Raw genomic sequence first — 25,210 nt, 5'->3', positions numbered from 1 at the left:
TGCAAAGTTTTCATAAATTGGTAGATATGTGGACTTGGTTTACAATGCGTGGGTTGCTGCGGTGAGCGCGGCTGCGGTGAAAAACCGTTAAGCAAGAAAGAGGCAGGCGTAGTGAAAGATAAAAAAATGAATCCATTACTGGATGTGGAAGAACACGCGCAGGGTTTCTTACAGGTGCGCGAGGCGCATCGCCGGGAATTAATGGATGATTACGTTGAGCTGATTTCAGATTTGATTCACGAATTTGGCGAAGCGCGACAGGTAGATCTGGCCGCACGTCTGGGTGTTTCCCAGCCGACAGTGGCAAAAACCCTGAAACGCCTGGCCAATGCCGGACTGGTTCACCAGCTGCCCTATCGCGGAACCTTTCTGACGCCGGAAGGTGAGAAACTGGCGGCGGAAAACCGCGAACGTCATAACGTGGTTGAAGCGTTTTTCATCGCGCTCGGCATCAGCGCAGAGACAGCGCGTCTGGATGCTGAAGGGGTGGAGCATCACGTTAGCGATGAAACGCTGGAAGCCTTCAGACGTTTTACAGCAAGTAAGAAATAACACCTTAAATCCGAATTTTTTAATTCTCAGCCCGGATTTGCTGTGGCAAAACCGGGTCTGAAATATGAATCCCCCGCCTCTCAAACCCTGAACGTAAACAAACGTTTGCTGCTGAATTTTTTGGTCACAATTGCTGCCACAGCCTTGTCATATTCACCCTAATCCCCCGCCAACCTTTTAGCCGCAACAGGCGTATCGTTATCCTCAGGAGTGGTGGGTTTTATCACTTCGGACATCCGCTCAATGCACTTCGAGGTCGTTATGAAAAGGCTGTTGTTGTTGATGCTCACTGCTGGCGCGCTGATGTCGGCCAGTTCTGCGTCGTTCGCCTACGGTTATTACGGTCATGGTTATTACGGTCATGGCTATTACGGCCATGGTTATTACCATGGCGGCTATTATCGCTGGGGCTGGTATGGCCCGAATGTGGTGATTGGCATTCCTCCGCCGGTCTATTACGGCCCGCCAGCCGTCGTTTATGCTGCGCCACCGCAGCCGCAAACGTATGTCGAGAAACCCCCGGCTTATGCGTATTACTGCCAGAATCCGGCGGGATATTATCCGCAAGTCCCGGCCTGCCCGCGCGGCTGGATGAAAGTGGTCGCAGGACCACGTTAACAGGCGATAAAAGTCATGAACAGGTTTACTCCGGTGGCGGTTCTCGCCTTAGCCGCGGCCTTATCCGGCTGCGTTTCTCCTCCAACCCGACCAGATGTGATGGTGCTGCCAGGTACCGGAAAGGATTATCAACAGTTTCAGATGGATGAAATGTCATGCCGTAACGCGGCCTATGGCAGTGTGAATGGCGTCGCAGAAACTGCCAGTAATAATGCCGCTGGTACCGCTGCCGCTGGCACCGTCGTGGGCGCGGCAGCCGGAGCACTGATTGGCGCAGCGTCGCATCAGGCCGGACCGGGCGCGCTGATTGGCGCAGGCAGTGGTTTGCTGATTGGTAGCGCAATGGGCAGCAATAATGCAGGGGCCAGCAGCGGCGATTTGCAGGATCAGTACGATACGGTGTACACGCAATGTATGTACGCCAAAGGCAATAAGGTGCCGGTAGACACCAGCGACGGTTACAGCTCGAATCAACCGCCGCAATCGCCGGTTCCGCCGGATTACTACCCTGCAGAACCCGGTGACAGCGGCGTTCCGCCAGACTACGTGCCTTAATTTTCATAGCACAATCTTCACTACACAATGCTAAAAAGGCTGCCGTTTTACACGGCAGCCTTTTCGTTTTAATGCACATTGAACTGCTTAAGCGAATGGCGCGCGACCGTTCAGCACGTCATCAATCACTTTCAGCACGCCCTCATCACGGTTAGATGGCGCGACGTATTTCGCGGCGGCTTTTGCCGGTGCAGAGGCATTTTCCATCGCAAAACCGTAACCGGCGTAGCTGAGCATTTCCAGATCGTTGCCGCTGTCGCCAAACGCCAGCACTTCGTCATCGCGGATACCATAAATTTGCTGGATTTTTTGCAGACCGCAGGCTTTGTGATTTCCGCTGATGATCAGATCAACAGAGCCATGTCCGCTGGTCACCGGTGCAACAATCCCGCCAAGGTTGGCGTTAACTTCACTCATCAGCGGATAGACATCGTCTTCCACGTAGCTCAGTGCAAATTTGAAAATCGTATCGTCGATTTCTGCGTATTGATGCACTTTTGTCAGTCGGTGATAGTAACGGCGCATACGACTGATGAAATCCTCATCGGTGCCGCTGAGCACATAAGCCCCTTTGCGCCCACACACAATGGTGTTAATGCCCGGCGTGCGACTTATCCATTCCAGCACCTGCGTCACCTGTTCCGGTTCAAGTTTGCCGCAGTAAATTTCCTGTTCTTTATCGACCACATACCCGCCGCCTTCCGCAACGTAAGCAATTTGTGTATCGAGATCATCAAAGAAGGATTTCAGCTGGTAATACTGGTTGCCGCTCGCCACCACAAACTTAATGTCACGTTGCACAAGTTGCTGATATTGCTCGCCAAAGCGGGCTTTATTGTATTCGTGCTGCGGATTGAGAAACGTTCCATCCATGTCTACGGCGATAAGTTTTACAGCCATTACTGCTCCTTACAGAGTCGGATTTTAAATCAATCAGGCTAAAAGAGGGCTGGCGGGTTTTACGCGCCAGCTGGCAAATTTGCCACTCAGTTATAAATCATTGGTCTTTGAAAACAATCAATACTTCAGTTTGTATGCGCCAAACGTGATGACCATAAACGCCGCCGCGACCGCCGAGAATGCGACATACAAACTGGAAAGATGGGCAATAAAGCCGATCAGCGCCGGACCGCCCAGCACACCGAGATAACCGAGCGTTGCTACCATCGCCACCGCCATATTGACCGGCATCACTTTTTCCTGACCGGCCAGCGTAATCAGCACCGGAACAATATTCGCTGCGCCTATCCCGACCAGCGCAAAACCGCACAATGGCAGGATCCAGCCCGGCAACAGCACAACCATCAGATAACCGGCGATACCCAAAATCCCGCCGATAATCAGGATCCGTTTGCGCCCTAGTGCACTGACAATCGCATCACCGGTCAGTCGCATCAGCGACATCGCCACGGCAAATACCGCAAAGCCCCAGCCCGCATGTTCGAGCGCCAGACCGCGATCCTGTGTCAGGAAGACACCGCCCCAGTCCAGCACCGCGCCTTCGGCCATAAAACAAATCATCGCCATCACCGCCATCAGCACCAGACGGAAATTCGGTCTGGCTTTCGGCTGGCCTTCTTCAGGTTCCTCATGCGCGCCAAACGGTAACATTCCGCGATAAGAATACGCCGTCAGCGCGATAACCAGCACGACGGCAAAAAACGTGCTGCCGAGCGGCGTGATACCGGCACTGAGCAGCAACGCACCGCCTCCGGCGCCGGCGATCCCGCCCACGCTCCACAGGCAATGAAACCCTGACATCAGTGGTTTATCCGCGGCCTGTTCCACCAGCGTGCCCTGCACATTGACGGCTACATCCGCCAGCCCGATGCCCATGCCGAAAATAAACAGACTGAGCGCCAGCAGCCAGATGTCACTGAACACCGCCAGCAGTGGCAGCATCAGACAGTACAAAATGACCGCCGCGACGATCACTGCCCGACAGCCAAACTTGCCGATAATCCGTCCCGACCCAAGCATCGACAGCAGCGAACCGGCACCAAGACACAGCAGTAATAACCCGAGATCACCCGCCTCTGAATGCGTCCGCAATTGGGCATAGGGAACCAGCGCCGCCCATAGCCCCATCGCCATGCCGGTGACAAAAAATATCGCCCGCGTCGCGACACGCCGGACAGGACTTCCGGCATGAATACCGTTGTGCGCAATTTCAGATGACAGTGACATCAGATTCTCCCGCGAGGTGAAGTTAGTTATTAAAAGTCTTTTAATAAGTCCGCAGTATAAGGGGGCGAACAACAAAGTCAACCGGCGTTATTCACCGAAAGCAATGTGCAGACTGTAGTTGCTGAGCGTCAGTTCCGCGATGCCTTGAAGATAATCCTGACGCATCGACGGGCGGTAAGTCAGCTGCGGCATATGCTGTGCGGGAATGTGCCGCAGGCAAAGCATCTTCAGCTCAGGCAGCAGTGCTTCACTTATTTTCGGGCCGGAAAGCGCGATGGTGGCCGGGTTGATAATGGCGGTCAGCGAGACAATCACTTTCGCCATTTCTTCTGCGACCGGCAGTTTATCCAATCCTTCAAAAGGCAGATTTGATACTTCCCCTGCAAACTGGCTGGCACCCTGTAATACCTGACCGTTAATCACCATGCCACAGCCCAGACAAGGCACTTCAGGCTTGAAGAGGTAGGCTACCGGCGCGGTAATACCTGCGCAACTGCTGCGGTAAAAACCCCACGCGGTGTAGTTCATGTCGTTATCCGCCTGAACATAAATCCCGAACTTTTCACGCAGTTGCTGCTCAACCGCCACCCCGGCAAACACGCTGATATCACAGGTCGCGACGGTTCCTTTAACCACCACGCCCGGCAGGCCAATGCCCAGCGCTTTAATATTGGGATAGTCCGCCAGCAGGCTGCCAATTTGCTGATAAAACGTCGCCAGCGTCAGCGGTAAAAAGCGGATTTCACCCTGCGCCAGACTTTCACCGGTGGCTGAATTCACCGACCAGACAATCTGTGCGGCAGCGTCGCTGCCCTGCGCGTACAGGCTAAGTACCGAGAAATAGTTCGGGTTATACGCATAGCGCTGCGCCGGACGGCCACCACGCGAGACTTCGAGTTCCAGCGCCAGCACTTCGTGCCGCTGGCTCAGATCATTCAGCACTGCGCCGCAGGTGGCGATACTCAGACCGGTGACACCCGCCAGTTCCGCCTTCGTCGCCGAGCCCAGAGATTTCAATGCATTCGTCACCAGTACGACATTGTTTATCTTCATTTCACGGGTGGTACGGTTGGAAGGGATGATCATGTTGCCTCGGGAATGCACGTAAGAATTGTGGGTAATTTAGCACAAAGTTAAAAAAGCCAGGATCCTGGAAAGACAAAAGTCAGCACGCCGTGAAATAACCACGCTCCACCACTAATCTTTTAAAATGATAATTAACATATAAATCAAGTTGTTGCAATCAACACTAAAGATGTTTAGAACAGATAGAGTTTCGTTACGAAAAAATCACATGGAAACACTGCGACGGAAATCTCATTTTTTCTGACTCATGGAATGAACGTAAAACAGCCTAAGGGAACTCATTATGGCTATTATTCCTATAATGCCAGCCTCTGGGTTTAGTCTTCTGAATAAAAATATTATGGAGGCAAAAGCACGTGGCATGAGCAAGGGAATGGCAACCCCGGCAACTTATTACTGGTTTTATCATAAGGTAAGAAATCGCGGAGTATGGGACTATAAACAACAGAACAAGAAGCTGGCTAATTTTGGCAATTTTAATTTCGGGGCTACCGGATATGTTGCGGGTATCCCGCCAGATATTTTACTCATGGGCGGTGGATTTGCACAAAGTATGGCGGGCACCTCCAGAGAAGAATGGAGCAATTGGTATGGCGTAGCGCCTTACGGAGATGACCCGGTTGATCAAAGATGGATTAAACAAGGTATTGATTATGCCAAACAGCATGGTTATTAAATGGGGGCACCGTATAGTAACCGTCGTTTTATTACTGCTGGTAGCAAGCTATGTTGCTTATCAGCATTACACTGGGCCACCCTATAATGATGCACTATTCAAATCGCAGCAATTAAACGAAAACACATGGCTCTACGTCACGAAATATCAGGGCGGGGGTGCGACGGTTTCCGAAGTCTATCGTTACTACTTGTCCGGAAAGATAGCTGCGAATCCCGTGAAAGCCCTGGGGGAAATGTCCCCATTTCTTACATCAGATAGCGCCGAGGCCAAAGTTACTAAAATTGGCCGTCTTGTAACAGTAAGAATAACTGGAAGGATTTACGACTTTACTAATTCAGTTTTGTACACCTCGGATGGGATCGAATATATCCCATCTATCGAACTGTTTGCGTATCCACCATCTTAAAGTTTGTTAACACACGGCTTCCGAGATTGGGAGCCGTGTGTTTGCCCTTTTACCCGAAATTTTGCACCAGCCTGCCCAGTTCAGTTTCTGCCACGCCTTCGTGATGCCCGTCAGTAAAACAGGCACCGGTCACAGGTTCGCGGAGATCCGGGAAGTGATAGACCGCGTTCACGCACGACGGGCCGCCGCCTGAATGACCGGCTGAACGTCCCGCGTCTCCCATCGCACCGCTCATCAGCCCCAGCGCGTAACCGCATTCTGTCCAGGGCCGCCCTTCGAGGGCACCGCCAAGCGGGATGGTCACCTGCATTTCAGCCGACGACGCAGCACTCAGCAGTTTACCGCTGAATAATCCGTGCAGCAGTCTGGCCGCATCCCGCACATTGCCTGCCAGACAACCATGATATACCCAGCCCGGAGCGTATTTTCCGGCGGCTTCACAGTGCAGTTGCGCAAATTCCTCGCGCGAGGTGACAAGTGCGACACTGGTCAGTCCGAGCGGTGTCGAGATGAGGTCAGTCATCAGTTGCGCGAAACTCAGCCCTGACGCGGCTTCAATGTGTTCGCGGGCCAGCATGTAGCCAATATTGGAATAAGACCAGCCCGCGCCCGGCGCAAACAACATGCCTCTGGCTGACGCGGCACTGAGCAATTTTTCGCGTGACCAGGGTTCTCCTCCGGCAGCGACAGCGTCATGATAATCTTTCAGTGCGCCGTAATCCGGCAATCCGGCGGTGTGGTTGAGCAACTGCCGCAGGGTGTAAGCTTCGCCATCAACACAGCCATCCAAATTTACAGTCCCGTTTTCACTAAGTTTCAGCGCACAAATCGCGATCGCGGTTTTCGTGAAACTCCAGTAAGGAAAACGGGCATGCATATCGCCTCCTGCCCTTTCTTCGCCAGAGGCTGAAATACAATAAGAATGGAAGCTCTGCATGGCAAACCTCATCACATTAAAGAAAACGGGCGCTGTTTGAGCGCCCGTCGGATCATAATACTTTACTCAAAAATTCGCGGGTTCGCGGATTTTCCGGTGCGGTAAACAGTTGCGCCGGTGGCCCCTGCTCCTGAATCACACCCTGATCGATAAACACTACGCGGTCAGCGACTTCACGCGCAAAGCCCATTTCATGCGTCACAATCACCATCGTCATGCCTTCGAGCGCCAGCTGTTTCATGACCGCCAGCACTTCACCGACCAGCTCCGGATCCAGCGCTGACGTCGGTTCATCAAAAAGAATGATCGACGGTTCCATTGCCAGCGCACGGGCAATTGCCACGCGCTGTTGCTGACCACCGGACAAACTTGAAGGCCAGGCGTCGATTTTGTCGATCAGTCCAACTTTTTGCAGCAACTTTTCGGCACGCGTTACGGCTTCCGCTTTCGATAATCCCTTCAGCGACATCGGCGCCATAATCAGGTTTTCCAGCACGGTCATGTGCGGGAACAGATTAAAGCGCTGGAATACCATACCAACGCCGGAACGCAGCGTATTCAGATTGGTTTTCGGGTCATGCACCGCAAAACCGTTCACCACCACTTCGCCGCCATTGGGCTTTTCCAGCGCATTCAGGCAGCGCAGAAAGGTGCTTTTACCGGAACCTGAAGGCCCGATGATGCACACCACTTCTTTCTCTGCGATGTCACAGGAAATGCCGCGCAACACGTGGGTTTCGCCAAACTGTTTCTGTAAATCCTTAACGTGAATCACTTTTGCCAAACCTCTTTTCCATGTGTTGAACCAGCAGCGAGAGCAGGAAAGTCAGAACCCAGTAAACCAGTGAAATAGTCAGGTAGGGTTCCCAGTAGGTAGCGTAAGCGCCGGAAACAGTACGCGCGGCATACGCCAGATCGGCCAGGCCAATCGCCGAGGCCAGCGAGGAATCTTTCACAATCGCGATAGCGTTATTACCCAGCGGCGGAAGAATACGACGGAACGCCTGCGGCAGGATAACCTTGCGCATCGTTTTGCCCCAGCCCATTCCCAGCGCGCGGGAAGCTTCCATCTGACCGTTGTCGATAGACTGAATACCCGCACGGAAAATCTCGGAAACATACGCCCCGGCGTTCAGCGTAATCGCCACCACGCAGGATAAGAATGCACCGTAATCTGAGCGCAGCGCACGGGCGAAATCCGAGGACATCAGACCGTTCGCCACTAAAATGCCGTCACGCGGATTAATAAACAGCGGCACTAAAGCAAAGTGAACGACCATAATCTGCACAAACAGCGGCGTACCGCGAAAAGCACTGACGTAAATGCGCACCGGCCATTGCACGGCGAAACGCAGAATAGGTTTCCACGGACCGTCGTCGGCACGGGCCATCCGTCCGAGCCCCAGCAGCAGGCCCCAGGTGGTGCCTAAAATGACACAAATAATGGTGCATTTGATGGTCATCAGCGCGCCCTGTACAAACAGCGGCGCATATTCTGAGATTATCTCCCAGCGAAATCCGGTCATACCTGTCCTTGTTCAGGAGCGTGTTACCGCCCCTGATTAACGTTGTTCGTGATGAGAAAATTATTGAGCAGGGAGCGCTGGAACGTTCTTATCAAACCAGGTTTCGTAGATCTTGGCGTAGGTGCCGTCAGCCACGATTTTCTTCAGACCGGCATTGATTTTAACCAACAGTTCGGTGTTGTCTTTAGCGACCGCAATACCGAAATACTGACGCTCGAATTTAGCATCCGGTACCAATTTCAGCGCTTTCTCCGGATGGGATTTGATGTAGTACTTCACCACACCCACGTCACCGACCGCCGCGCCGATGCCGTCTTCCGCCAGCTCCTGCAACATCAGCGGAGTGTTATCAAAACGTTTGATGTCGGTGCTGTTTTTGCCCAGTTCATTGGACACCACGATGTCGCCGGTGCTGGAGTTCACCACACCCACTTTCTGACCTTTCAGGGCGGCCACGGAATCCACTTTAGAGCCTTCAGGCACCACGATGGACTGTTCCGCCGGGAAATACGGGGCAGAGAAAGCCACCATCGCTTTACGTTTATCGGTAATGGTGATGCCAGAAATAATGATGTCACGATCACCGGAATTCAGTGTCGCAAAAATTCCTTCCCACGGCGTGTTAACCAGTTTGATGTCAAAATCTTCGGCTTTGGCGATCGCCTTGATGATGTCGATATCAAAACCTTCCAGCTGTTTCTGGCTGTTTTCGTATTCAAACGGACGGTATGTACCGCCGGAACCGACCACGTATGTAGTCTGTGCGGCATAAGCAGATGTGATTAATGAAGAAAGCAGGCACCCGGTGAAAATTAATGACTTAAGCATGGTCACTCCTGTGTGGTTGTTATTTTATGCAGTTAATTTGCATAAAAATACACAAGTTGACGAAGCGCTTCAACCGAAAGTTACAGCGGACTGCTATGAATAACACATTGAGAAGTGAATAGCAGACTCCTCCGAGTTCCCTGTAAGAACGTTCATCTCTCCCGTGGGATCAGGTATATTGATACGCAGATCACAAAAATCCCTTAAAGGAAGACGTCGCAATATGAGTTATCGCTTCACCCTTGCTGCCGTAGCAGCCGTTATCGCACTCACAGGATGCGCAAAAACGAAAACCGCCGACCAGGCACCGGCTTTCGATTTTGGCTCGACGCGCCTGACCGTTGCGCACGTCCCGACGAAAACCGACGATGGCACCAAACTGTATGTGACCATTGATGATAAAGAGGCGGGTGCGCTGGGGACTGGCGAGAGCATGGAAGTCCAGCTTCCGGAAGGTAAACATAAAGTCGGCGGCTATGCCCGTTCACTGATCGGTCGCGTCACCATCGCGCCTGTCGAAGTCGCGACATCGCGTGATGCGGTCAGCCATGTGACTTATTCTGTGGCAAATCTCAAACCGACGTTCCTGGTTCGGGCATCAACGCCAGTGCCGAAACCGAAATCAGAATCGATTCCGGCAGAACCGGTTCCGTCGCTGCCGAAAGACATCGAAGCACCGGCAGCCGCCGAACAGTCGCAGGCTTCAGCAACGCCAGCTGACGCACCGGCAGCCACTGCGGTAGTGACTCAGCAGACTTCTGCAACGTCTGCGACTTCAACAACTTCAGCGTCAACAACTCCAGCGCCAGTTGCGACTCAGCCGGTGCAAACTGCTACCCCTGCAACCCCTGCAACCCCGGCAGCGACTCAGCAGACACAAACTGCCGCCCCAGCTGCGCAGACACCGGTCGTTACCGACCTGACACCGACCACTCAGTCGCAAACCTCACAGGCGACGCAGAGTACGACCGCGCCTGAAGTCACCGACCTGACTTCAGAACCGCAGGCATAATCTGCTTTTCCCGCCGGTTTTACGATCCGGCGGGCAAATCATCAGAATTTCACCACCGCACCCAGCTCAATCACCCTGTTCGGGGGAATATGATAATGCTCAGGCGCGCGCAGAGAGTTACGCTGCAAGAACTGGAACAGTTTCCCGCGCGCTTTTAAATACCACGGACGGGGTTCGCCCAGCGTAAAGGTGTCCCGCGACATAAAGAAAGACGTCTCGTTCATCGTACATTTCAGCCCTTCCAGCCCGCAGCGGTAGAGAATATCCGTGACATTCGGCGTTTCCCGCCAGCCATAACTGGCAATCACCCGCCAGAATGCCGGTGAAAGCTGCTCAATCGTCACTCTTTTCACGTTGTGAACATAAGGCACGTCTTCCGTCACCACCGTCAGCAGCACCACACGCTCGTGCAAAATTTTGTTGTGCTTGAGATTGTGCAGCAGCACCAGCGGCACTTCATATTGGCCGCGCGACATCACCACTGCCGTGCCCGGCACGCGTTTCGGCGGTGCTTTTTCCAGCGAGGCGATCAGTGCCTCAAGCGCTTCCGGATCCTGCCTCAGGCGGCGCAGCAGGCGGGAACGCTCGGTTTTCCAGGTCAGCATAATCAACAGAATGGTCAGCCCGATAGCCACCGGCAGCCAGCCGCCGGAGAACAATTTGGTCAGGTTGGCGGCAAACAACGGCACATCAATGATCAGCATCGCTGCCATCATCAGGCCACCAGCCCAGGTTTTCCATCCCCAGTTTTTGACCATGACAATGCCAATCAATACCGACGTAATGACCATCGTACCGGTGACCACAATCCCGTACGCCGACGCCAGATTGCTGGAATGTTTAAAGCTGACGATGGCAATCAGTACCGCGAAATACAGCAGCCAGTTGACGACCGGAATGTAAATCTGACCAGATTCTTCATCTGAGGTATAGATGATGCGCATCGGCGGCAGATAGCCCATACGCACTGCCTGACGCGTCAGGGAGAACACGCCGGAAATCACAGCCTGCGAGGCAATCACCGTCGCCAGCGTAGCCAGTATCAACAGCGGGATCAGCGCCCAGCCAGGCGCGAGGAGGAAAAACGGATTCACGATAGCGTCGGGTTTGCTGAGCAGCAATGCGCCCTGTCCGAAGTAATTCATCACCAGCGAAGGCCCGACCAGCACAAACCAGGCAATGCGGATCGGTTTTTTACCGAAATGGCCCATGTCGGCATATAACGCTTCGCCACCGGTCACCGACAGCACCACCATGCCGAGCGCAAAGAACGAGACGGTTTTGTATTCCACAAAGAAATGCAGCGCCCAGTAAGGATTCAGCGCCTGTAATACATCGGGATTACGCATAACTCCGCCAATCCCCAGCGCACCGATAGTCACAAACCACAACACCATCACCGGTGCAAAGATTTTGCCCACGCTGCCGGTACCATTTTTCTGAATAAAGAAAAGCAGAGTCAGCACGGCAATCGAAAACGGAATAATAAAACGGTCGAGCGACGGCTCAATAATCTCCAGCCCTTCCATCGCCGAAAGCACCGAGATGGCGGGCGTGATCACGCCGTCGCCGTAGAAAAAACTGCCCCCCACCAGCCCGATAAACATGATGAACGGGATCCAGCGCGGATTAAGATTGCGGATCGCCAGCGACATCAGGGTGAGAATGCCGCCCTCGCCGTCATTGTCGGCACGCATCACGAAGCTGATGTATTTCACGGAAACGACCAGCATCAGCAGCCAGAAAATAAGCGACAGAAAGCCGAATAATGCACTTTGGGTCACGGCGATGCCCGCTTGTCCGGTCAGGCATTCACGCAGGGTATACAACGGGCTGGTACCGATATCACCATAAACGACACCAATACACGCCACGGTCACAGTCAGCAGCGATGATTTATTTTTTGTATGCTTCATGAGTGGCTTCACAATTTACCGGGGCGACGTTGGTCGCCCCACACAGAAAGTATAGCCGCTCTTTATGAAGCTCAGAGTTCCTGTGTAACCTTATAACTCAATTACCGGAATGCCTGGGTTATGCTTCATCATTAACTCGCCAGCTTTTCTGGATTCTTTTCTTGCTTGCTGCTTAAAGAATTCGCTGCTGTTTGTGACATATTTAGGCGCAAGAATAATACCTGCCACTTTTATTTCCCTTGTCGCTAGAAGACCAGGGTACAGGCTAATATTTGGACGCCCGATAACGATGATTTCGTTATAATAAGAGCTATTCGTCTGAGACAGGATTTTACGGGGGGCCAGAATTTTATTATATCCTCCCTCAACATTCTTCGAGGGTTTTTTGGCTTTACCGCTGAAGATGCTGTCAGACAATGCAGATTTATCAAAGATACGTTGATTTTTCAGATCAACACCTGCATGGTTTGGAAACCAGGCATCGCGCGGGAACGTACCTAATATATTCTGGGTTGGCACCTCTAATATAAAACCTGCTTCAAAAAAAAGCCCTGTTGCGACATGCCCTCTTCGGCCAACGGCACCGAAGTTCTTTTTAAGTGCTTTTAAATCAATGAGGGATGTCGACACTATATCCCATGTTTTGAACACAGACTGTGCATCCTGAGTGAGCAAAACACTATTATTCAAATACTGCGTTCTCACGGTATGGACAAGCAACAGATTTTTCTTATCTCTTGCTTCCCATTTTTTAAGCTCAGCTAGATTTATTTCACCTTGCGTTTTAATCTTTTTATTACCAAACATATTACTACTCCTTGAAATATATTTTTTCAGTTATCATAATAATAGCAACTGACATATTCAGAACTTCACGCAGCGATATTTTTACAGTGCCTATTGTGCAGCAATCACTGCTTCGGACATTGAATTCATGCAAAGTTCAAATAACGATATGCTAGTGTTTTATTGTCTCCTGACTCCCGATATAAAGCATATAATTTTTGTACAGGGGTTATTTACTTTCTGAAAAATAGATCAACACTACAATCCTTGATAAAGTTACAGTATTTATTGTTTCAGCCAACAATTTCCCAATTCTTCATGATATTACTCCTAAGATTAACATAAATATTATTAATATTTCCTGACCAGTTTGCTCCCCGGAAATTTTCATTCTGAAAGGACGACTGCGAAAAACGATTAAGCCACTGGGGATTTAATTTCCCATCACCAGACTTGAGTGAAACTCCGCTATCATCCATTCGATTTACGGCACCCACAACAGTTGGATGAAATCCCATTTTTAGATAAAATCCCTGACTGTCGTCCACCGGCACCAGTGAGGCTTGTTCAATCTTCATCTCGAACCCATATTTTATTGCAGCGAATACTAAAAGCTGCCCTAAGCCAACAAATTGGTTAGGATTTTTTTTCGTTGGAGTATTGGAATTACCCTCTACATATATTGCTGATATATATAAAAAATCTTTTCCCCTTGGTTCGCTTTGCACAGAACAACGTCCCGAAGCAACTTCCTGATGTGCTTGCGTAAGTAACCAAAAATTCATTGCATGTTGGTCACACTCCGGCGGTGCTTCGACGTCCTTTGACAACGTCATTATTAATGGCTTTCTACCTTGCGGATACTTTTCTATAAAATGCATACTTTTCCATACCTCTCCTGAATGTTTAGTCTGATGAACTACTTTCGAATATTTTGAATTCAGACATTCAATTAATAAATAAAACTTAATCATTATTTTTTATAATCATCAGTTAGAGCCACAAGTAGCAAATGATGATTAAGCAATCTTTGAAGCTTTCTATTTTTTCTGCAAGTGTCTAATTCAACATGACACTGGCAGCATTTAAGGCATCTATTCTCTGTGAGATTTGTTTTATCAGGGCGGGGTTAACCTGACGGTTATTCTCCCTGTCCTGTTGAATCGTCCACAATAATGTTTCCGCGCTGGTTCCGTTACGTTGCAGGTCTTGGCGTAGCTGATATACCGCTGTTTTCAATTCCGACACTGTCATATATTGGCTGTGTTTCTTTTCGGCATTCAGTAAGCGTGCTTCAAGCTCATCAAGATGTTTATTAGCAAGAACGACACCATCCAACGCAGGGATATAACCCGCCTTCTCATCTAATGTGCGCTGCCATTGCGCACTGTATTCATTGCCCGGATAAGCTTTTTCCAGATGTTCAGATAATATTTTTCCTTGCCGCAGCAGCACATCGGAAGGTTGCGCGCTCAGCCAGACCAGCAAGGGGGCAGCGTGGGTTAACACCGCCGTTTTTTGTGCACGCAATTCTGGTTCCTGCGCCCTACGCCAGGCCTCATCCAGCCGATCCTCACTGTGTTGCAGTGCCAGTAACGGAGCACTCAGTTTTTCACCGAAACTCAGCGACTGCGCAAAAAACCAGATACTGGCCGCGACGGCGCATATCACGATACCCGCCGCCATCCCGGCCAACACCCACAAGACCGGCCGCGGACGTGGCACTGGTTGCAGACGGATTTCTGCAGGTTCTGCATCCGGCAGTATTTCGGTCACCGGCATTTTTTTCTCGCTGATGCTTTCAGGCGCTGGCTCCGGACCAGGCTGCAAGGCTTTCACCGGTTTTAACTGTGAAGGATAGGGCACCGACCGGCAGCGAACCTGAAGAAAATAATGCAGGTTCTTCAGCGAATCATGGCTTCGGGAGTGCAGGTTTTTAGACTGTCCGCACAGCACACCAATACTTTTTTCAACCAGACGCATTTCCCCACTGTTTTCCGGGCCATATTCCAGCGTATAGATATGTGTCGCCACATTTGCATTGAACCAGTCCATCAGTTGCTGACGTTGCTGAACCGCCGCGACAGGTGGCCAGCAACGCTGGCTGTTGTGAGCAAATGCTGTGGACAGCAGATCAAGTGCCAGCGCCAGCCCTTTCCAGCTTTTAAGCCGCAAGTTGATCAGGCAAAACCACATGCCACTTTGCAGGTCATAGCCATATTCATGGAACAGCTGAAAACACTTTTCCTCCAGCGCATTCCAGTCCAGCCTCGCAGGGATCGTACCGCTCAGCGGACTGAGCTCACTGCTCAGCAGCAAAAACGACTTGCTGAGACGAGGATCATGCCCGTTGATTTTTAGCGCCCGAAGATTCACCCGGTTTTTCATGGTCACTCTTTCCCTGTCGTTCAGGCGGGTTGTTTCGCAGCAGAGCGTTTCACTGCTGGCTGTTTGGTCAGTGTGAGCTGATCCTTACTGACACCAATTTGCAGGCGGATATCAGCTTTGCTTTCAACTGCCAGCAGGCGATCGGTCAGCAGCGGCAGCAATTCCCGGTTCAGTACGGCATCAATTTCGCGCGCCCCGCTTTGTTCCACCTGACAGCGACTGGCCATGAACTCCACCACTTTTTCACTGTAAGTCAGCGCAGAGTTGCCTTCACCCGCGGCGGTAAAGCGTTTGCAGACTTTATCGAGTTTGAGTCGGATAATTTTTGCCAGCGTTTCGCCCACAACAGGCAGATATGGGATCAGTTGCAAACGGCCCATCAGCGCAGGACGGAAGAATTTGTCGAATTCAGGCCGCAGCAACCGGGTCAGCGCATTTTGATCGGTGCTTCCGGCTGCGCAGGCGGTCATCACCAGATCGCTTGCCAGGTTGCTGGTCAGGATAATCAGCGTGTTACGGAAGTTAATCAGCTGACCTTCGGCGTCTTCCATCACGCCTTTGTCGAACACCTGATAGAACATTTCCATCACATCCGGGTGCGCTTTCTCCACTTCATCAAGCAGCACCACGCTGTAAGGGCGACGGCGCACCGCCTCGGTCAGCACGCCACCCTGACCATAGCCGACATACCCCGGCGGCGATCCTTTCAGTCCGGACACCGAATGCGCTTCCTGATATTCAGACATATTGATGGTAATCAGACTCTGTTCACCGCCAAAAAGCAGTTCGGATAAGGCCAGCGCCGTTTCTGTTTTACCGACGCCAGAAGGCCCGGCCAGCATAAAGACGCCGGTTGGCTTAACCGGATCAGCAAGATTGGCGCGGCCGATGCGGATTTGTTGTGCAATTGTCGCTAATGCATGGGATTGCCCAATCACCCGGCTTTCCAGCCGCGCGACCAGATCACTAAGCTGTTGCTGTTCTTTTTCCACCATTCTGCCCAGCGGAATACCTGTCCACCCGGCGATCACATCCGCGACACAGACCGCATCGACACAGTCATAAACCAAAGCATGATCTTTATGCATCTCCGCCAGTTGGGTACGCATTGCAGCAATCTGCGCCACGTCCTCACACGCGGTGATCTGCGCCACCAAATCTTGCTGTTGCCGCCAGACGGGCAGCAGTTTCCCCAAGCTCAGGGTAAGTTCGCTTTCACGCTGATCCAGCCATTTCAACCTTGTGGCGTTATCTCCTTCTTCGAGCAGACTTTCCCGTTCAGTATGAATGTTACTGAGCAGCGCGTTGAGATCTTCGATCTCCTTAGGTTCATGGCATTGCGAAATCGCCACACGGGCGCAGGCGGTATCCAGCAAGCTGATCGATTTGTCCGGCAGCTGACGGCCTGATATATAGCGGCTGGACAAGCGAACAGCCGCTACCAGCGCACTTTCGAGGATCTGCACACCGTGATGCTGGCTCAGCGCCGGTTTCAGCGAGCGCAGCATGGCGGTGGCAGTTTCTTCATCCGGTTCCGCCACTTTAATGACCTGAAATCGACGCGCCAGTGCGGCATCTTTTTCAAAATACTTTTTGTATTCCGCCCAGGTAGTGGCTGCCACCACGCGCATTTCTCCTCGCGCCAGAGCAGGTTTAAGCAGGTTTGCGGCATCGTTCTGCCCTGCCTGACCACCTGCACCAATAAGCGTGTGAGCCTCATCGATAAACAGGATCACCGGAGACGGATATTCTTTGATTTCACGTAACAGCGTTTGCAGACGATTCTCAAATTCGCCTTTGACGCTGGCACCGGCCTGTAACAGCCCCATATCCAGCGATAAAATTTCCATTTTCTTCAAGGCTTCCGGCACGCTGCCTTGCGTAATACGCTGAGCCAGTCCTTCGACCAAGGCCGTTTTCCCCACGCCCGGCTCACCGGTCAGTACCGGATTGTTCTGACGGCGACGCAACAGCACATCAATCAACTGACGAATTTCCTGTTCGCGCCCGAGTGCCGGATCAAGCGTCGCCTTGCGCCCCTGTTCTGTCAGATTACGGGTGAATTTCATCACCGCAGAATCCGCGTTATGATCCACCGGCGCGGCTGCGCTGACACCGGCATTGTGCACACAAGCGTCACGCAGTAACTGATCGGCGCGATCCGCCTGACACACCAATGCCTGCTGTAGCGAGGGGCAAAGGTGCGTCTGAATGTCTTTTTCATTGGCAATCAGACTGCCTAGAAACGCCTGTACCGGAAGCTGCACTTGTTGCCAACAGGTGCTGGCATGAAGCCAGGATTTTTCCAGATGCTCCACCAGTAATTCCGATAACACCGGACTGCGCGTATTGCCGCTGCGCTGCTGATTCAGGCTGGTTTTCAGTGCATCGACCAGCGCATCGCCGCGCAGCCCTGCATTCAGGCAGAGTTGCTCAATCATGGCTGGCTGACGCGTCACCACCGCCAGCAATAAATGCTCGACCTCAACTTCATGGTGCGTCCGGCTGACCGCCAGACTTATCGCCGCATCGAGGCATTCACGAGCGCCGACATTCATTTTTTCTACAATTTTCTTCAGGTAGCTACCCATAAGTCATCCTGTTTAGTTTTCTCAACCGGGTCTTAAGCAGACACTCAGTGACAATCGGTGATACGAACCGGTAACTGCGAGAACCCACTGTTCAGCGCTGCTGGTCGTTGTTTTTCCGCTTTTTTGCTACGGGCATTCTGTTGCGCATCCGCATTGTCATTTAGTGCCTGACGCAACTCCTGCCACTGCTGCCAGGTTTCCTGGATCCGGTTTTGCGCGCCAGCCTGATAGCGCACCATCACTTCTTTAATACCCAGCGAAGCCAGCTGCGCGGCATCATCCGGGAAGTCATCGGCTTTAAAGCTGTGCTGACCGTTGGCAAAATCTTCCAGGAAATCCGGCCAGGCGGCATCGCCGAAATATTCATAAGTCAGGTCAAAGCCAGGGAAATTAATCACCAGCGTTGCGCGGCTACAGTGCCCTGCCCGCCAGCGGAATGGCGCCTGTTCGCTGAAGTTCATGCTATTAAGTTTCCATTGCTGCTCATCGCAAAACAGCGTCAGCCGGGTGCCGGTGGGCATCAGACGCGCACCGCCGGGAATGGTGGCAGGCTGACTTTTCAACGTCAGTTCCAGCGTTTTTGTCTCCAGTGCGGCCATTTGTGCTTCGAGCTGAGTTTGTTCTTCTTTCAGAGCGGCCAGCGCATCGTCGCTGCGGGTATTCTCACGTTCCGGCATCGCCAGTACGTCATCGGGCCGCAGCACGTGATTGACCATCCGCAGGAACTCCGGTGTCAGACCCGGCGTTTGCCCGCTGAATTCACCCGCTTTCGGCCCGCTGTCATCAACCACCAGCACGGTTTTCGCCGGTCCGCGAATAAAGTCAGACAGATACTGCCAGGCCAGATCTTGCTGATCCTGATACTCAAGACGACTGGCGTTATTTTCCATCGGCCACAGCACGCGGCTCTGCCATTGCTGTTGCAGCCAGCAGCCAGAACGCTGCATGGCATGCGCCACCAGCCAGCGGGAATCGTTTTGATACAGTGCCCACACCGCGTCAGTTGCGAAATCAGGGCGTTCCGTCGAGAGGCTTTTACGCAACACGTTAAAGCGACTTTCGAGCAGTTGCAGAGGATTACTGTCACCCTTCTCACCGGTCTGGAATAACCCGCGGGTCAGCCGGTCACTGTTTTTCGGCGTGGCAAAAACATCCGCGACTGCCGCGTGCAGACCGGCCTGCCAGGCATTCCAGTTCTTCACGTTGAGTTCGGAAATTGCAGGCGTCTGCGTTTTGCTATCGAGTTTCAACAGTGCCACTATTTTCTGTTGCATGGATTGCTGCAGTCTGCTGAAGCGAGGCATCAGCGCGCCGGGTAATGGCATATTTTGTAACTGCTGCAGACGGCGAAGCTCGCGCAACCAGAACTGCGCTTGCGTTACGCTGATATCTTCCAGTTGCTCATTCGCATACGCGGCAAACTTCATCGACGGACTGTGCCCCTGATCAAGAGCGATCAGCGTGGCTTGCCACTGCTCATCAGCCAGCACAGGCGCAGGTTGCTGGTTCATGGCCAGCATCATCTTCATCCATTGTGTTTGGCGTAGAATCGGCCAACGTTGCTCAAAGGCGGCCAGTTCCGGCATCGGGGTATTGCCGCCCGCCAGGCGAATTTCATGCAGCCAGTGCTGAATTTCAGCGGTGCCCTGCAACGTCCACAGACCGCTGAGGTAAGTTTTATCGGCTGAAGCAGGCAGGAAATCGGTCAGATTCACCGGCGTCAGATCTTCAGACGGTGCCACCAACCACTCAGTTTGCGGATCACTGTTCACCAGACGGCCCAGTAATTCTCGCAGCACGGTAAGTTGTTCTTCACCACCGGGCTGTTGCAACAAGGCTCGCTGCAGTACCACATCTTGCGACGGTGGCAAGGCAAGCGCCGCCCCGGTCAGGCTAAGTTCAGCGGGAACAGGCTCCCGCTTCATCAGTTCACTTAACGGCTGCTTTTCCCACATGGCCTGCTTAGTGATCAGAGTGCGTGCCAGCGTCAGGATCATGGTCCGTTTTTGCGGCGCATCGGCCTGTTCAAATTGTTCCTGATACTGGTCAGCAATCTGGCGGATATTAATGTTATCGCGTGGCGTTGCCGCCATGATGCTGGCTTCAAGTTGAGCATGACGCTGGTTGAGCACCGGCACAAAAGGCAGATAACGCACGGGTGTCTTGCTCCAGCCTTCGATATTTTCCAGTTGCTGAACCTGTGCCATGACATCGGTTTTTCCGGGTAAAACATCCGTCAGATTGTGGACAAAATAGCCACTCACCAGCACATATAAGACCGCCAGAGCGCTGAAAGTCAGCATCCCCCATTGCTGCAGAAAACGCCGGCCAAAGCCGACTGGCATGACTTCACGCTGACGGCTTAATATCGGTAAAATCCGCGTCATCAGATCATGGACAAAGACAGCCTGACGCGTGGCACTGTTTTTACTGACCGGCTCCGTAGCGGTAAACCAGATCCCGCCTAACTCCGCCGGTTGAAAGTACGCATCCGGTTCGCACAAGGCCGCCAGATAGCGTTGCAGCGCGGGTTGTAACTGAGGCAACTGCTCCGGAAAGTCCATCAGCGACAGCGTCTCGCCGTCAGGTTCGCCACCGGAAAGCTGGCTGACCCGTACTTTATCCAGTCCGTCTTTCACGCAGGTAAAAAGGGGATCCAACAGCGCCGGATCTTTACCATCTACGACTGGAGAATGGCGCCAGTAATAACCCAAAGGCTGCTGACGCTGGGCTGGCGAGAGTTTGTTAGCCCAGTGACTGAACCCGGCTACGCGGTCGCAGCAGGTAATGAACAGGTACACCGGCAGACGGCGTCTGACTTTATTGACCAGCGGTTCGATTTGCGTGCGGATATGTCGCGCATGCAGATGCAACGCAGCTTCATCTTTTTCGAGCAGTTCGGTGACAGAAACGCACACCACTATTCCTGCCGGGGCAGGCAAACGACCACACCAGTTCACCAGCCGCAGCCAGCCACGTTCAAAGGCGGGCGTTTTACTCAGAAAATGGCTGGAAAGATCCAGAAAGCCTGCTGACCGGAAAAACCACCAGCGCAGGGTGCGCGTCGGCACCACCAACGAACTTTCCGGTTCATTAGAAAACAGAGGCAATCCGGCGCCCGCCATCAGGGTTGTTTTGCCGCTTCGCCCGCCCGTCAGAACAAACCAGGGAATAGGCTGCTTACGTCTTCTGATGCGTTTAATCACCGCCGCACCCGTTTTCCAGTGCTCGGATAATACATATTCCAACCGGGTCAGCTTAAATTTCGCTTTCAGGGCTGCAATATATTTCGCTTGTGTAATCCCTGAAGAAAACCCCCAAATGAAGCGGACAATTAAAATTGTCAGGATCACAACAAACCACATCATAAATGCATAAATAATTTCTTGCCCAAGAATTGATGAGACCACCAGGCAGATAATAAATAACACGCACAGAAACAAAGCCCACGCGACAAAGGAAGTTAATTTTTTCAACATAATATTATCCGATAAACATCCCTAAGCCAGCGAACCTAATCAACACATAAATAACGACGGGCAATGAGAGTAATAACCACTTTCGCTGACGGAATTTTTTTGGCACAGCACTGTTTTTTTCAATGTCTCCGCCGTCCTGCTCAACCAGCAGGGCATCATTCGGCCACTGACGCCAGGCTTCTGGCAGACACTGACGTTCATCATCGATACATTGCTGCAATAACGAAGCGTCCTGATGAGTATATTTACCGTGAAAACCCATCAGCAGGCAGAATAAATACACCATTCTCAGAGGAACATTTTCTTTATCTATTGCATCAAGCCTGACAAAAAACTCCTCACCGCCGACCGAAATATCAAAATAATATTTCTGCAGCAACTGACTGCGCCAGTCTTTCACCCAGGCCGCCTGTGAACGTAATACCCGCTCATCAATCCAAAGCACGACAGCGAAATAGGCCTCTTCGCATTCCTGAGGTTCATGATGGCGTTCAGATTCATTTAATGCCTGCTGTAATAACGTCATGCATTTTTCGCGAAACCCGGCGTAATCCGCATAATTCTGTGGATTAATAAAGAACGCGGTGACATGCCGGAAAAGCGGCAAATAACAATTCAGTAAAGTCATCATGACGGCACCACAAAAATAATCTGTACCTGAAGATCGTCAGGCATATCCGGCCAGTAAAAGGCAATGCTGTTGTGCTGGCCGGCTTTACGCCATAAATCGCTGTCTTGCTCAACCATGAAATAATGCGAGTCGCTGCGGTTAGGCACACCACGCGGCGGCTGAGGACAACGCGTCACCGGGATCCCCGGCAAAGCATGCTGGATCAGCGGTTCAATCACTTTTGGCGACGCCAGTTTGATGCCGCCCGGATTTTTGACCTGACGGTTTTCCATCGGCATGTTTGCTGAACGTAAAAGCAACAGCACCATTTCGGCATCTTTACTTTGTGTAGTGTCAAAATCGCCGATGAACACACCCTGCTGATCGTTCTCCAGCGTGATGTAAGTGTTGTCTTCGAGAACCAGACTGTTGAGCAGAGCCATCAATGTCTTACGCGCACTGTCAAAACAGCTCAGCAGATCATTATGGTTATAGGCCTGTAGCGGATTTTCACCATCACGCCATTCACCCAGGAAAGAACAACTGTCGTTGAAGGAGGAGAGTTCACCGATCAGCTGGCACAATACGTTATATACCTGCCACGGATGGATCTGACGGGCCTGACAAAAGCTTTTCAGCTGAGGTAGCACGCGGTTCAGCGAACGCATAGCCAACAGTTGAGTCACCTGATCACCACGGTCTGCGTCACTGACCAGACGTTCAGAGCGCTTATATTCCTCAAGTTTTCGGGCACGGGCACTCATTTCAAAATAGAGTGTTTCGATCAGTTTACCGAGGCTGCTCGATCCGAAAAGCGTCACCGCAGGCGGCGAAAATGCCGGATCAATAATCACGCTTTCGTTTTCATAACGCAGCCGGGTGAGTGGAATACACTCACAGTCAACGGCATCGGCTTTTTCGACATCGGTCAGCAATCTTACGTTGTAACAAAGGCGCGCCACCGTCGCGTCGGGAGCATGATCATAGACATCTTTCATCACCAATTCTTCGCTGGTATTTATCCAGCGGGTGACCGCACGGTCATGCTCTTTCTCCAGCGTCGTGACATTACTGTGCAAAGGATCGAACCGGCGCAGCGCCAGCCAGAGTGTCAGTGGCTGATCACGCTGCTTCCAGCTATCGCGAAAATTGCGCTTTTCTACCAGGCTATTACCCGGTTGCGACAGCAACGTGCCGCCGGGTAAAATACAACGGATCTGCTCAACGCTGATGACGTAATCGCTTAGCGCCGCCTCATTAATCGTCAGCTCAATCAGCCCGTAATTATAGGGTTGGGCAAGGCGCAGGTGTTCAGCCAGACTCCATTCATAATGCAGGTCAAGTGACTGAAAATGCTGGGGCTGAAGATAAAGCCCTGAGTGCCAGTAAATTTGTTGTTGTTCCGGATACATTAACGTTTTTCTCCGTCAGTGGCGGGAACATCTGCGCTGACGATACTTTCACTGCCCAGGGTTACAGACAGGGTAAGCGGTGTTAAATGTGCCTGCCAGACCGGTTCCCACCAGCCGGTGCTGGTGGCTTCAACCGGCACCGCTGTGCTGACCATGTGTTTTTTTACCGGGAAGGGGTAATAACCCGCTACCAGCGCCACATTGCGGGTATCCCTTGCACGATCGACATGCACGATATTGGTCTGGCCTGGCATCATGACGTAACGGTCGACCTGCAGAACATCACCTTCACTGCCCGCACCGGCAAACAAACTTTTCAGCGTGGCAGGATTACCCAGCAACTTCTCCAGAGCCGGTTTGTCTTTCACCTGCAACAGCAACACCGTGCAACTGTTAGGCATCTCATTGACAGTATTCAGCCCCGGTTCAGCTCGCAGTTGCAGGATAATTGCACCGTTTGCAAAAGGCGCAGGTGCCTCATCCATGGCTTGCTCACGTCCCTGGTGATTGTCTGAAACGCAACCTGCAAGAAGCATTGCGGCCAGCATCAGCCCCGCCCTTTTTTTACCCGTCATTCTCTTCCGTGCCCTTTCAGTACATTGTTGATATCGCGCATGCTGCTGTCATCCTGCAACATTTCCTCCAGCCACTCGGTCAGAGTCATTCCTGCCCAGCGTGCGGCCCGTTCCATCAAGAAAGGCACCGGGCTGGACGGCTCGGTCTGGCGAAAGAAATGGGCAATGGTCAGCATTTGACTGATAGCCAGATCCCGCGACATGGTCTGTTTATGGGTCGTGTTCATCAGTGAATTAACGTCGCTTTCCTGTTCATCGTCATAAGGCGTTAATACGTTAAGTGTCATCACGTCGTCATAGGCGGGTGCCGCACGATCAAACAGGCGCTTCACGAATTCCTGCATTTCGACGGTCGCACTGCGCGTCTGCCCCATTGCCACCGAATCTGCCTGTGGATTGAGCTGACCGTAGGTCGTTTCCAGCGTGTCCAGTATGGCGACCATCTCACTCAACATGTCGCTTTGCGCAGCGACTTTTTGCGGGGCCAGTGCAGCGGCCCAGCGGTTGAATGTTTCCATCGAGAAATCGTCATCACTGCCCGGCACTGCGGCGCTGTCAGGTTTCATGGTGACGCGATGCTCATACGCGAGAACTTTCCGCCAGTGATCGAGCGTGCTTTCCGCCTGACCGAATAAAGGATGGCATTGCAGCAATTGCGCAAGCTGACGATCCAAACGATTGATCATACCGTGGCGGATAATCGCACCATCGTCATCCAGTGCCGGCCACCCGCTCTGCCAGTAGCGTTGAATAAAGGGTGTCAGAAAACCGATCCCGGCGAGCAAACCATTGAGCCCATGCACCTGGCTCAGACCTTCCGTCAGCCAGCAGGCGACCTGAAAATCCTTACTGTCCTCCTGCAATACCTTTGTGCTCAACCGGACGACTTTGCCCCAGTCAGCCTTGCGCAATTCAGTCGCCCATTCGCCCTGTGGCAAATAATCAGGATCGCTTTCCCTCGCCTGGCGGATATCGTCAAAGATCTGCTCATATTCCATATCACGGCCGGCAGGCTGGTCGGCATCGAGAGGCGCCAGCAGGGGCTCAAAGTTCATTATCATGTCAAT

General features: G+C 52.2%; 23 protein-coding genes and 1 pseudogene. 7 read left to right on the top strand and 17 right to left on the bottom strand.

Annotated elements, in window-relative coordinates; all coding sequences use genetic code 11:
• Nucleotides 1–111 precede the first annotated feature (111 nt).
• The 3 genes from mntR (at nucleotide 112) to UC15_RS00420 (ending at nucleotide 1,725) form a co-directional block, all read left to right on the top strand.
• Nucleotides 112–552 (top strand): manganese-binding transcriptional regulator MntR, encoded by a 441-nt coding sequence (gene mntR, locus UC15_RS00430; protein WP_112286701.1) that lies wholly within the window; start codon nucleotides 112–114, stop codon nucleotides 550–552.
• A 261-nt stretch (nucleotides 553–813) separates the two neighbouring features.
• Nucleotides 814–1,170, top strand: a complete 357-nt coding sequence (locus UC15_RS00425; RefSeq protein ID WP_112286700.1) for a hypothetical protein — start codon at nucleotides 814–816, stop codon at nucleotides 1,168–1,170.
• A 15-nt stretch (nucleotides 1,171–1,185) separates the two neighbouring features.
• Nucleotides 1,186–1,725: a glycine zipper family protein gene (locus UC15_RS00420; protein WP_112286603.1), complete on the top strand. Its 540-nt coding sequence runs from the start codon at nucleotides 1,186–1,188 to the stop codon at nucleotides 1,723–1,725.
• Nucleotides 1,726–1,812: 87 nt separating this feature from the next.
• Here UC15_RS00420 and UC15_RS00415 read toward each other — a convergent pair whose 3' ends face one another.
• The 3 genes from UC15_RS00415 to UC15_RS00405 form a co-directional block, all read right to left on the bottom strand.
• Nucleotides 1,813–2,625 carry a Cof-type HAD-IIB family hydrolase gene (locus tag UC15_RS00415; RefSeq protein WP_112286602.1) on the bottom strand — a complete coding sequence of 271 codons (813 nt, stop codon included), beginning with the start codon at nucleotides 2,623–2,625 and terminating at the stop codon, nucleotides 1,813–1,815.
• A gap of 117 nt (nucleotides 2,626–2,742) precedes the next feature.
• Nucleotides 2,743–3,912 carry an MFS transporter gene (locus UC15_RS00410; RefSeq protein ID WP_112286601.1) on the bottom strand — a complete coding sequence of 390 codons (1,170 nt, stop codon included), beginning with the start codon at nucleotides 3,910–3,912 and terminating at the stop codon, nucleotides 2,743–2,745.
• An 87-nt stretch (nucleotides 3,913–3,999) separates the two neighbouring features.
• Nucleotides 4,000–4,998 carry an ROK family protein gene (locus UC15_RS00405; RefSeq protein ID WP_112286600.1) on the bottom strand — a complete coding sequence of 333 codons (999 nt, stop codon included), beginning with the start codon at nucleotides 4,996–4,998 and terminating at the stop codon, nucleotides 4,000–4,002.
• A 173-nt stretch (nucleotides 4,999–5,171) separates the two neighbouring features.
• Here UC15_RS00405 and UC15_RS00400 point away from each other — a divergent pair.
• From UC15_RS00400 to UC15_RS00390, 3 genes and pseudogenes are all read left to right on the top strand, one after another.
• Nucleotides 5,172–5,270, top strand: a pseudogene (locus tag UC15_RS00400) (type VI secretion system tube protein Hcp); the annotation flags it as partial.
• 11 nt (nucleotides 5,271–5,281) lie between these two features.
• On the top strand, nucleotides 5,282–5,674 hold the full coding sequence (locus tag UC15_RS00395; protein ID WP_112286599.1) for a polymorphic toxin type 44 domain-containing protein: 393 nt from the start codon (nucleotides 5,282–5,284) through the stop codon (nucleotides 5,672–5,674).
• A complete protein-coding gene (locus tag UC15_RS00390) occupies nucleotides 5,652–6,083 on the top strand; it encodes a hypothetical protein (RefSeq protein WP_112286598.1) in 432 nt (143 codons plus the stop codon). Before UC15_RS00395 ends, UC15_RS00390 begins: the two co-directional genes overlap by 23 nt.
• A gap of 49 nt (nucleotides 6,084–6,132) precedes the next feature.
• On the opposite strand, the gene UC15_RS00385 is transcribed toward UC15_RS00390, so the two are convergent.
• The 4 genes from UC15_RS00385 to UC15_RS00370 form a co-directional block, all read right to left on the bottom strand.
• Nucleotides 6,133–6,960 carry a serine hydrolase gene (locus UC15_RS00385; RefSeq protein ID WP_232829779.1) on the bottom strand — a complete coding sequence of 276 codons (828 nt, stop codon included), beginning with the start codon at nucleotides 6,958–6,960 and terminating at the stop codon, nucleotides 6,133–6,135.
• Between the two features lie 112 nt (nucleotides 6,961–7,072).
• Nucleotides 7,073–7,795 carry an amino acid ABC transporter ATP-binding protein gene (locus UC15_RS00380; protein WP_112286699.1) on the bottom strand — a complete coding sequence of 241 codons (723 nt, stop codon included), beginning with the start codon at nucleotides 7,793–7,795 and terminating at the stop codon, nucleotides 7,073–7,075.
• On the bottom strand, nucleotides 7,782–8,546 hold the full coding sequence (locus UC15_RS00375; RefSeq protein WP_112286596.1) for an amino acid ABC transporter permease: 765 nt from the start codon (nucleotides 8,544–8,546) through the stop codon (nucleotides 7,782–7,784). Before UC15_RS00375 ends, UC15_RS00380 begins: the two co-directional genes overlap by 14 nt.
• 60 nt (nucleotides 8,547–8,606) lie before the next feature.
• Nucleotides 8,607–9,374 carry a basic amino acid ABC transporter substrate-binding protein gene (locus UC15_RS00370; RefSeq protein WP_112286595.1) on the bottom strand — a complete coding sequence of 256 codons (768 nt, stop codon included), beginning with the start codon at nucleotides 9,372–9,374 and terminating at the stop codon, nucleotides 8,607–8,609.
• A gap of 223 nt (nucleotides 9,375–9,597) precedes the next feature.
• On the opposite strand from UC15_RS00370, the gene UC15_RS00365 reads away from it, so the two are divergent.
• On the top strand, nucleotides 9,598–10,386 hold the full coding sequence (locus tag UC15_RS00365) for a hypothetical protein (RefSeq protein WP_112286594.1): 789 nt from the start codon (nucleotides 9,598–9,600) through the stop codon (nucleotides 10,384–10,386).
• A gap of 41 nt (nucleotides 10,387–10,427) precedes the next feature.
• Here the strand turns inward: UC15_RS00365 and kup are convergent, their stop codons facing one another.
• The 10 genes from kup to tssA form a co-directional block, all read right to left on the bottom strand.
• Nucleotides 10,428–12,302: a low affinity potassium transporter Kup gene (gene kup / locus UC15_RS00360; protein ID WP_112286593.1), complete on the bottom strand. Its 1,875-nt coding sequence runs from the start codon at nucleotides 12,300–12,302 to the stop codon at nucleotides 10,428–10,430.
• A gap of 90 nt (nucleotides 12,303–12,392) precedes the next feature.
• Entirely contained in the window at nucleotides 12,393–13,109 is a 717-nt protein-coding gene (locus UC15_RS00355) for a hypothetical protein (RefSeq protein ID WP_112286592.1), read from the bottom strand.
• 272 nt (nucleotides 13,110–13,381) lie between these two features.
• Nucleotides 13,382–14,062: a GNAT family N-acetyltransferase gene (locus UC15_RS00350; RefSeq protein WP_232829778.1), complete on the bottom strand. Its 681-nt coding sequence runs from the start codon at nucleotides 14,060–14,062 to the stop codon at nucleotides 13,382–13,384.
• Nucleotides 14,063–14,147: 85 nt separating this feature from the next.
• Nucleotides 14,148–15,476 carry a VasL domain-containing protein gene (locus tag UC15_RS00345; protein WP_112286590.1) on the bottom strand — a complete coding sequence of 443 codons (1,329 nt, stop codon included), beginning with the start codon at nucleotides 15,474–15,476 and terminating at the stop codon, nucleotides 14,148–14,150.
• Nucleotides 15,477–15,496: 20 nt separating this feature from the next.
• A complete protein-coding gene (gene tssH / locus UC15_RS00340) occupies nucleotides 15,497–18,067 on the bottom strand; it encodes a type VI secretion system ATPase TssH (RefSeq protein ID WP_112286589.1) in 2,571 nt (856 codons plus the stop codon).
• A gap of 44 nt (nucleotides 18,068–18,111) precedes the next feature.
• Nucleotides 18,112–21,315: a type VI secretion system protein gene (locus tag UC15_RS00335; protein WP_232829777.1), complete on the bottom strand. Its 3,204-nt coding sequence runs from the start codon at nucleotides 21,313–21,315 to the stop codon at nucleotides 18,112–18,114.
• Between the two features lie 235 nt (nucleotides 21,316–21,550).
• Nucleotides 21,551–22,177: a DotU family type IV/VI secretion system protein gene (locus UC15_RS00330; RefSeq protein ID WP_112286587.1), complete on the bottom strand. Its 627-nt coding sequence runs from the start codon at nucleotides 22,175–22,177 to the stop codon at nucleotides 21,551–21,553.
• Complete coding sequence (gene tssK / locus UC15_RS00325; protein ID WP_112286586.1) at nucleotides 22,174–23,568, bottom strand: type VI secretion system baseplate subunit TssK; 1,395 nt, start codon at nucleotides 23,566–23,568, stop codon at nucleotides 22,174–22,176. Before tssK ends, UC15_RS00330 begins: the two co-directional genes overlap by 4 nt.
• The gene (locus tag UC15_RS00320; protein ID WP_112286585.1) at nucleotides 23,568–24,143 is read right to left on the bottom strand and encodes a type VI secretion lipoprotein TssJ; all 576 of its coding nucleotides are present in this window, start codon (nucleotides 24,141–24,143) and stop codon (nucleotides 23,568–23,570) included. Before UC15_RS00320 ends, tssK begins: the two co-directional genes overlap by 1 nt.
• Nucleotides 24,140–25,204, bottom strand: coding sequence for a type VI secretion system protein TssA (gene tssA / locus UC15_RS00315; RefSeq protein ID WP_112286584.1), 1,065 nt, complete (start codon nucleotides 25,202–25,204; stop codon nucleotides 24,140–24,142). The genes UC15_RS00320 and tssA overlap by 4 nt, the downstream gene beginning before the upstream one ends.
• Between the last annotated feature and the right edge of the window lie 6 nt (nucleotides 25,205–25,210).

The organism is Rahnella sp. AN3-3W3, from assembly GCF_003263545.1.
In the GTDB taxonomy this organism is placed as follows: Bacteria; Pseudomonadota; Gammaproteobacteria; order Enterobacterales; family Enterobacteriaceae; genus Rahnella; species Rahnella variigena.
This window is presented reverse-complemented; position numbering and strand designations above follow the sequence as displayed.

Excerpts from the sequence above, each read along its gene's own strand:
- UC15_RS00385 (WP_232829779.1), bottom strand. The coding sequence starts at position 6,960 with ATGCATGCCCGTTTTCCTTACTGGAGTTTCACGAAAACCGCGATCGCG.
- UC15_RS00320 (WP_112286585.1), bottom strand. The coding sequence starts at position 24,143 with ATGACGGGTAAAAAAAGGGCGGGGCTGATGCTGGCCGCAATGCTTCTT.
- UC15_RS00420 (WP_112286603.1), top strand. The coding sequence starts at position 1,186 with ATGAACAGGTTTACTCCGGTGGCGGTTCTCGCCTTAGCCGCGGCCTTA.
- UC15_RS00395 (WP_112286599.1), top strand. The coding sequence starts at position 5,282 with ATGGCTATTATTCCTATAATGCCAGCCTCTGGGTTTAGTCTTCTGAAT.
- UC15_RS00370 (WP_112286595.1), bottom strand. The coding sequence starts at position 9,374 with ATGCTTAAGTCATTAATTTTCACCGGGTGCCTGCTTTCTTCATTAATC.
- UC15_RS00405 (WP_112286600.1), bottom strand. The coding sequence starts at position 4,998 with ATGATCATCCCTTCCAACCGTACCACCCGTGAAATGAAGATAAACAAT.
- kup (WP_112286593.1), bottom strand. The coding sequence starts at position 12,302 with ATGAAGCATACAAAAAATAAATCATCGCTGCTGACTGTGACCGTGGCG.
- UC15_RS00390 (WP_112286598.1), top strand. The coding sequence starts at position 5,652 with ATGCCAAACAGCATGGTTATTAAATGGGGGCACCGTATAGTAACCGTC.
- UC15_RS00345 (WP_112286590.1), bottom strand. The coding sequence starts at position 15,476 with ATGAAAAACCGGGTGAATCTTCGGGCGCTAAAAATCAACGGGCATGAT.
- UC15_RS00375 (WP_112286596.1), bottom strand. The coding sequence starts at position 8,546 with ATGACCGGATTTCGCTGGGAGATAATCTCAGAATATGCGCCGCTGTTT.
- UC15_RS00330 (WP_112286587.1), bottom strand. The coding sequence starts at position 22,177 with ATGATGACTTTACTGAATTGTTATTTGCCGCTTTTCCGGCATGTCACC.
- tssK (WP_112286586.1), bottom strand. The coding sequence starts at position 23,568 with ATGTATCCGGAACAACAACAAATTTACTGGCACTCAGGGCTTTATCTT.
- UC15_RS00350 (WP_232829778.1), bottom strand. The coding sequence starts at position 14,062 with ATGATTAAGTTTTATTTATTAATTGAATGTCTGAATTCAAAATATTCG.
- UC15_RS00410 (WP_112286601.1), bottom strand. The coding sequence starts at position 3,912 with ATGTCACTGTCATCTGAAATTGCGCACAACGGTATTCATGCCGGAAGT.
- UC15_RS00355 (WP_112286592.1), bottom strand. The coding sequence starts at position 13,109 with ATGTTTGGTAATAAAAAGATTAAAACGCAAGGTGAAATAAATCTAGCT.
- UC15_RS00365 (WP_112286594.1), top strand. The coding sequence starts at position 9,598 with ATGAGTTATCGCTTCACCCTTGCTGCCGTAGCAGCCGTTATCGCACTC.
- UC15_RS00425 (WP_112286700.1), top strand. The coding sequence starts at position 814 with ATGAAAAGGCTGTTGTTGTTGATGCTCACTGCTGGCGCGCTGATGTCG.
- UC15_RS00415 (WP_112286602.1), bottom strand. The coding sequence starts at position 2,625 with ATGGCTGTAAAACTTATCGCCGTAGACATGGATGGAACGTTTCTCAAT.
- tssA (WP_112286584.1), bottom strand. The coding sequence starts at position 25,204 with ATGATAATGAACTTTGAGCCCCTGCTGGCGCCTCTCGATGCCGACCAG.
- tssH (WP_112286589.1), bottom strand. The coding sequence starts at position 18,067 with ATGGGTAGCTACCTGAAGAAAATTGTAGAAAAAATGAATGTCGGCGCT.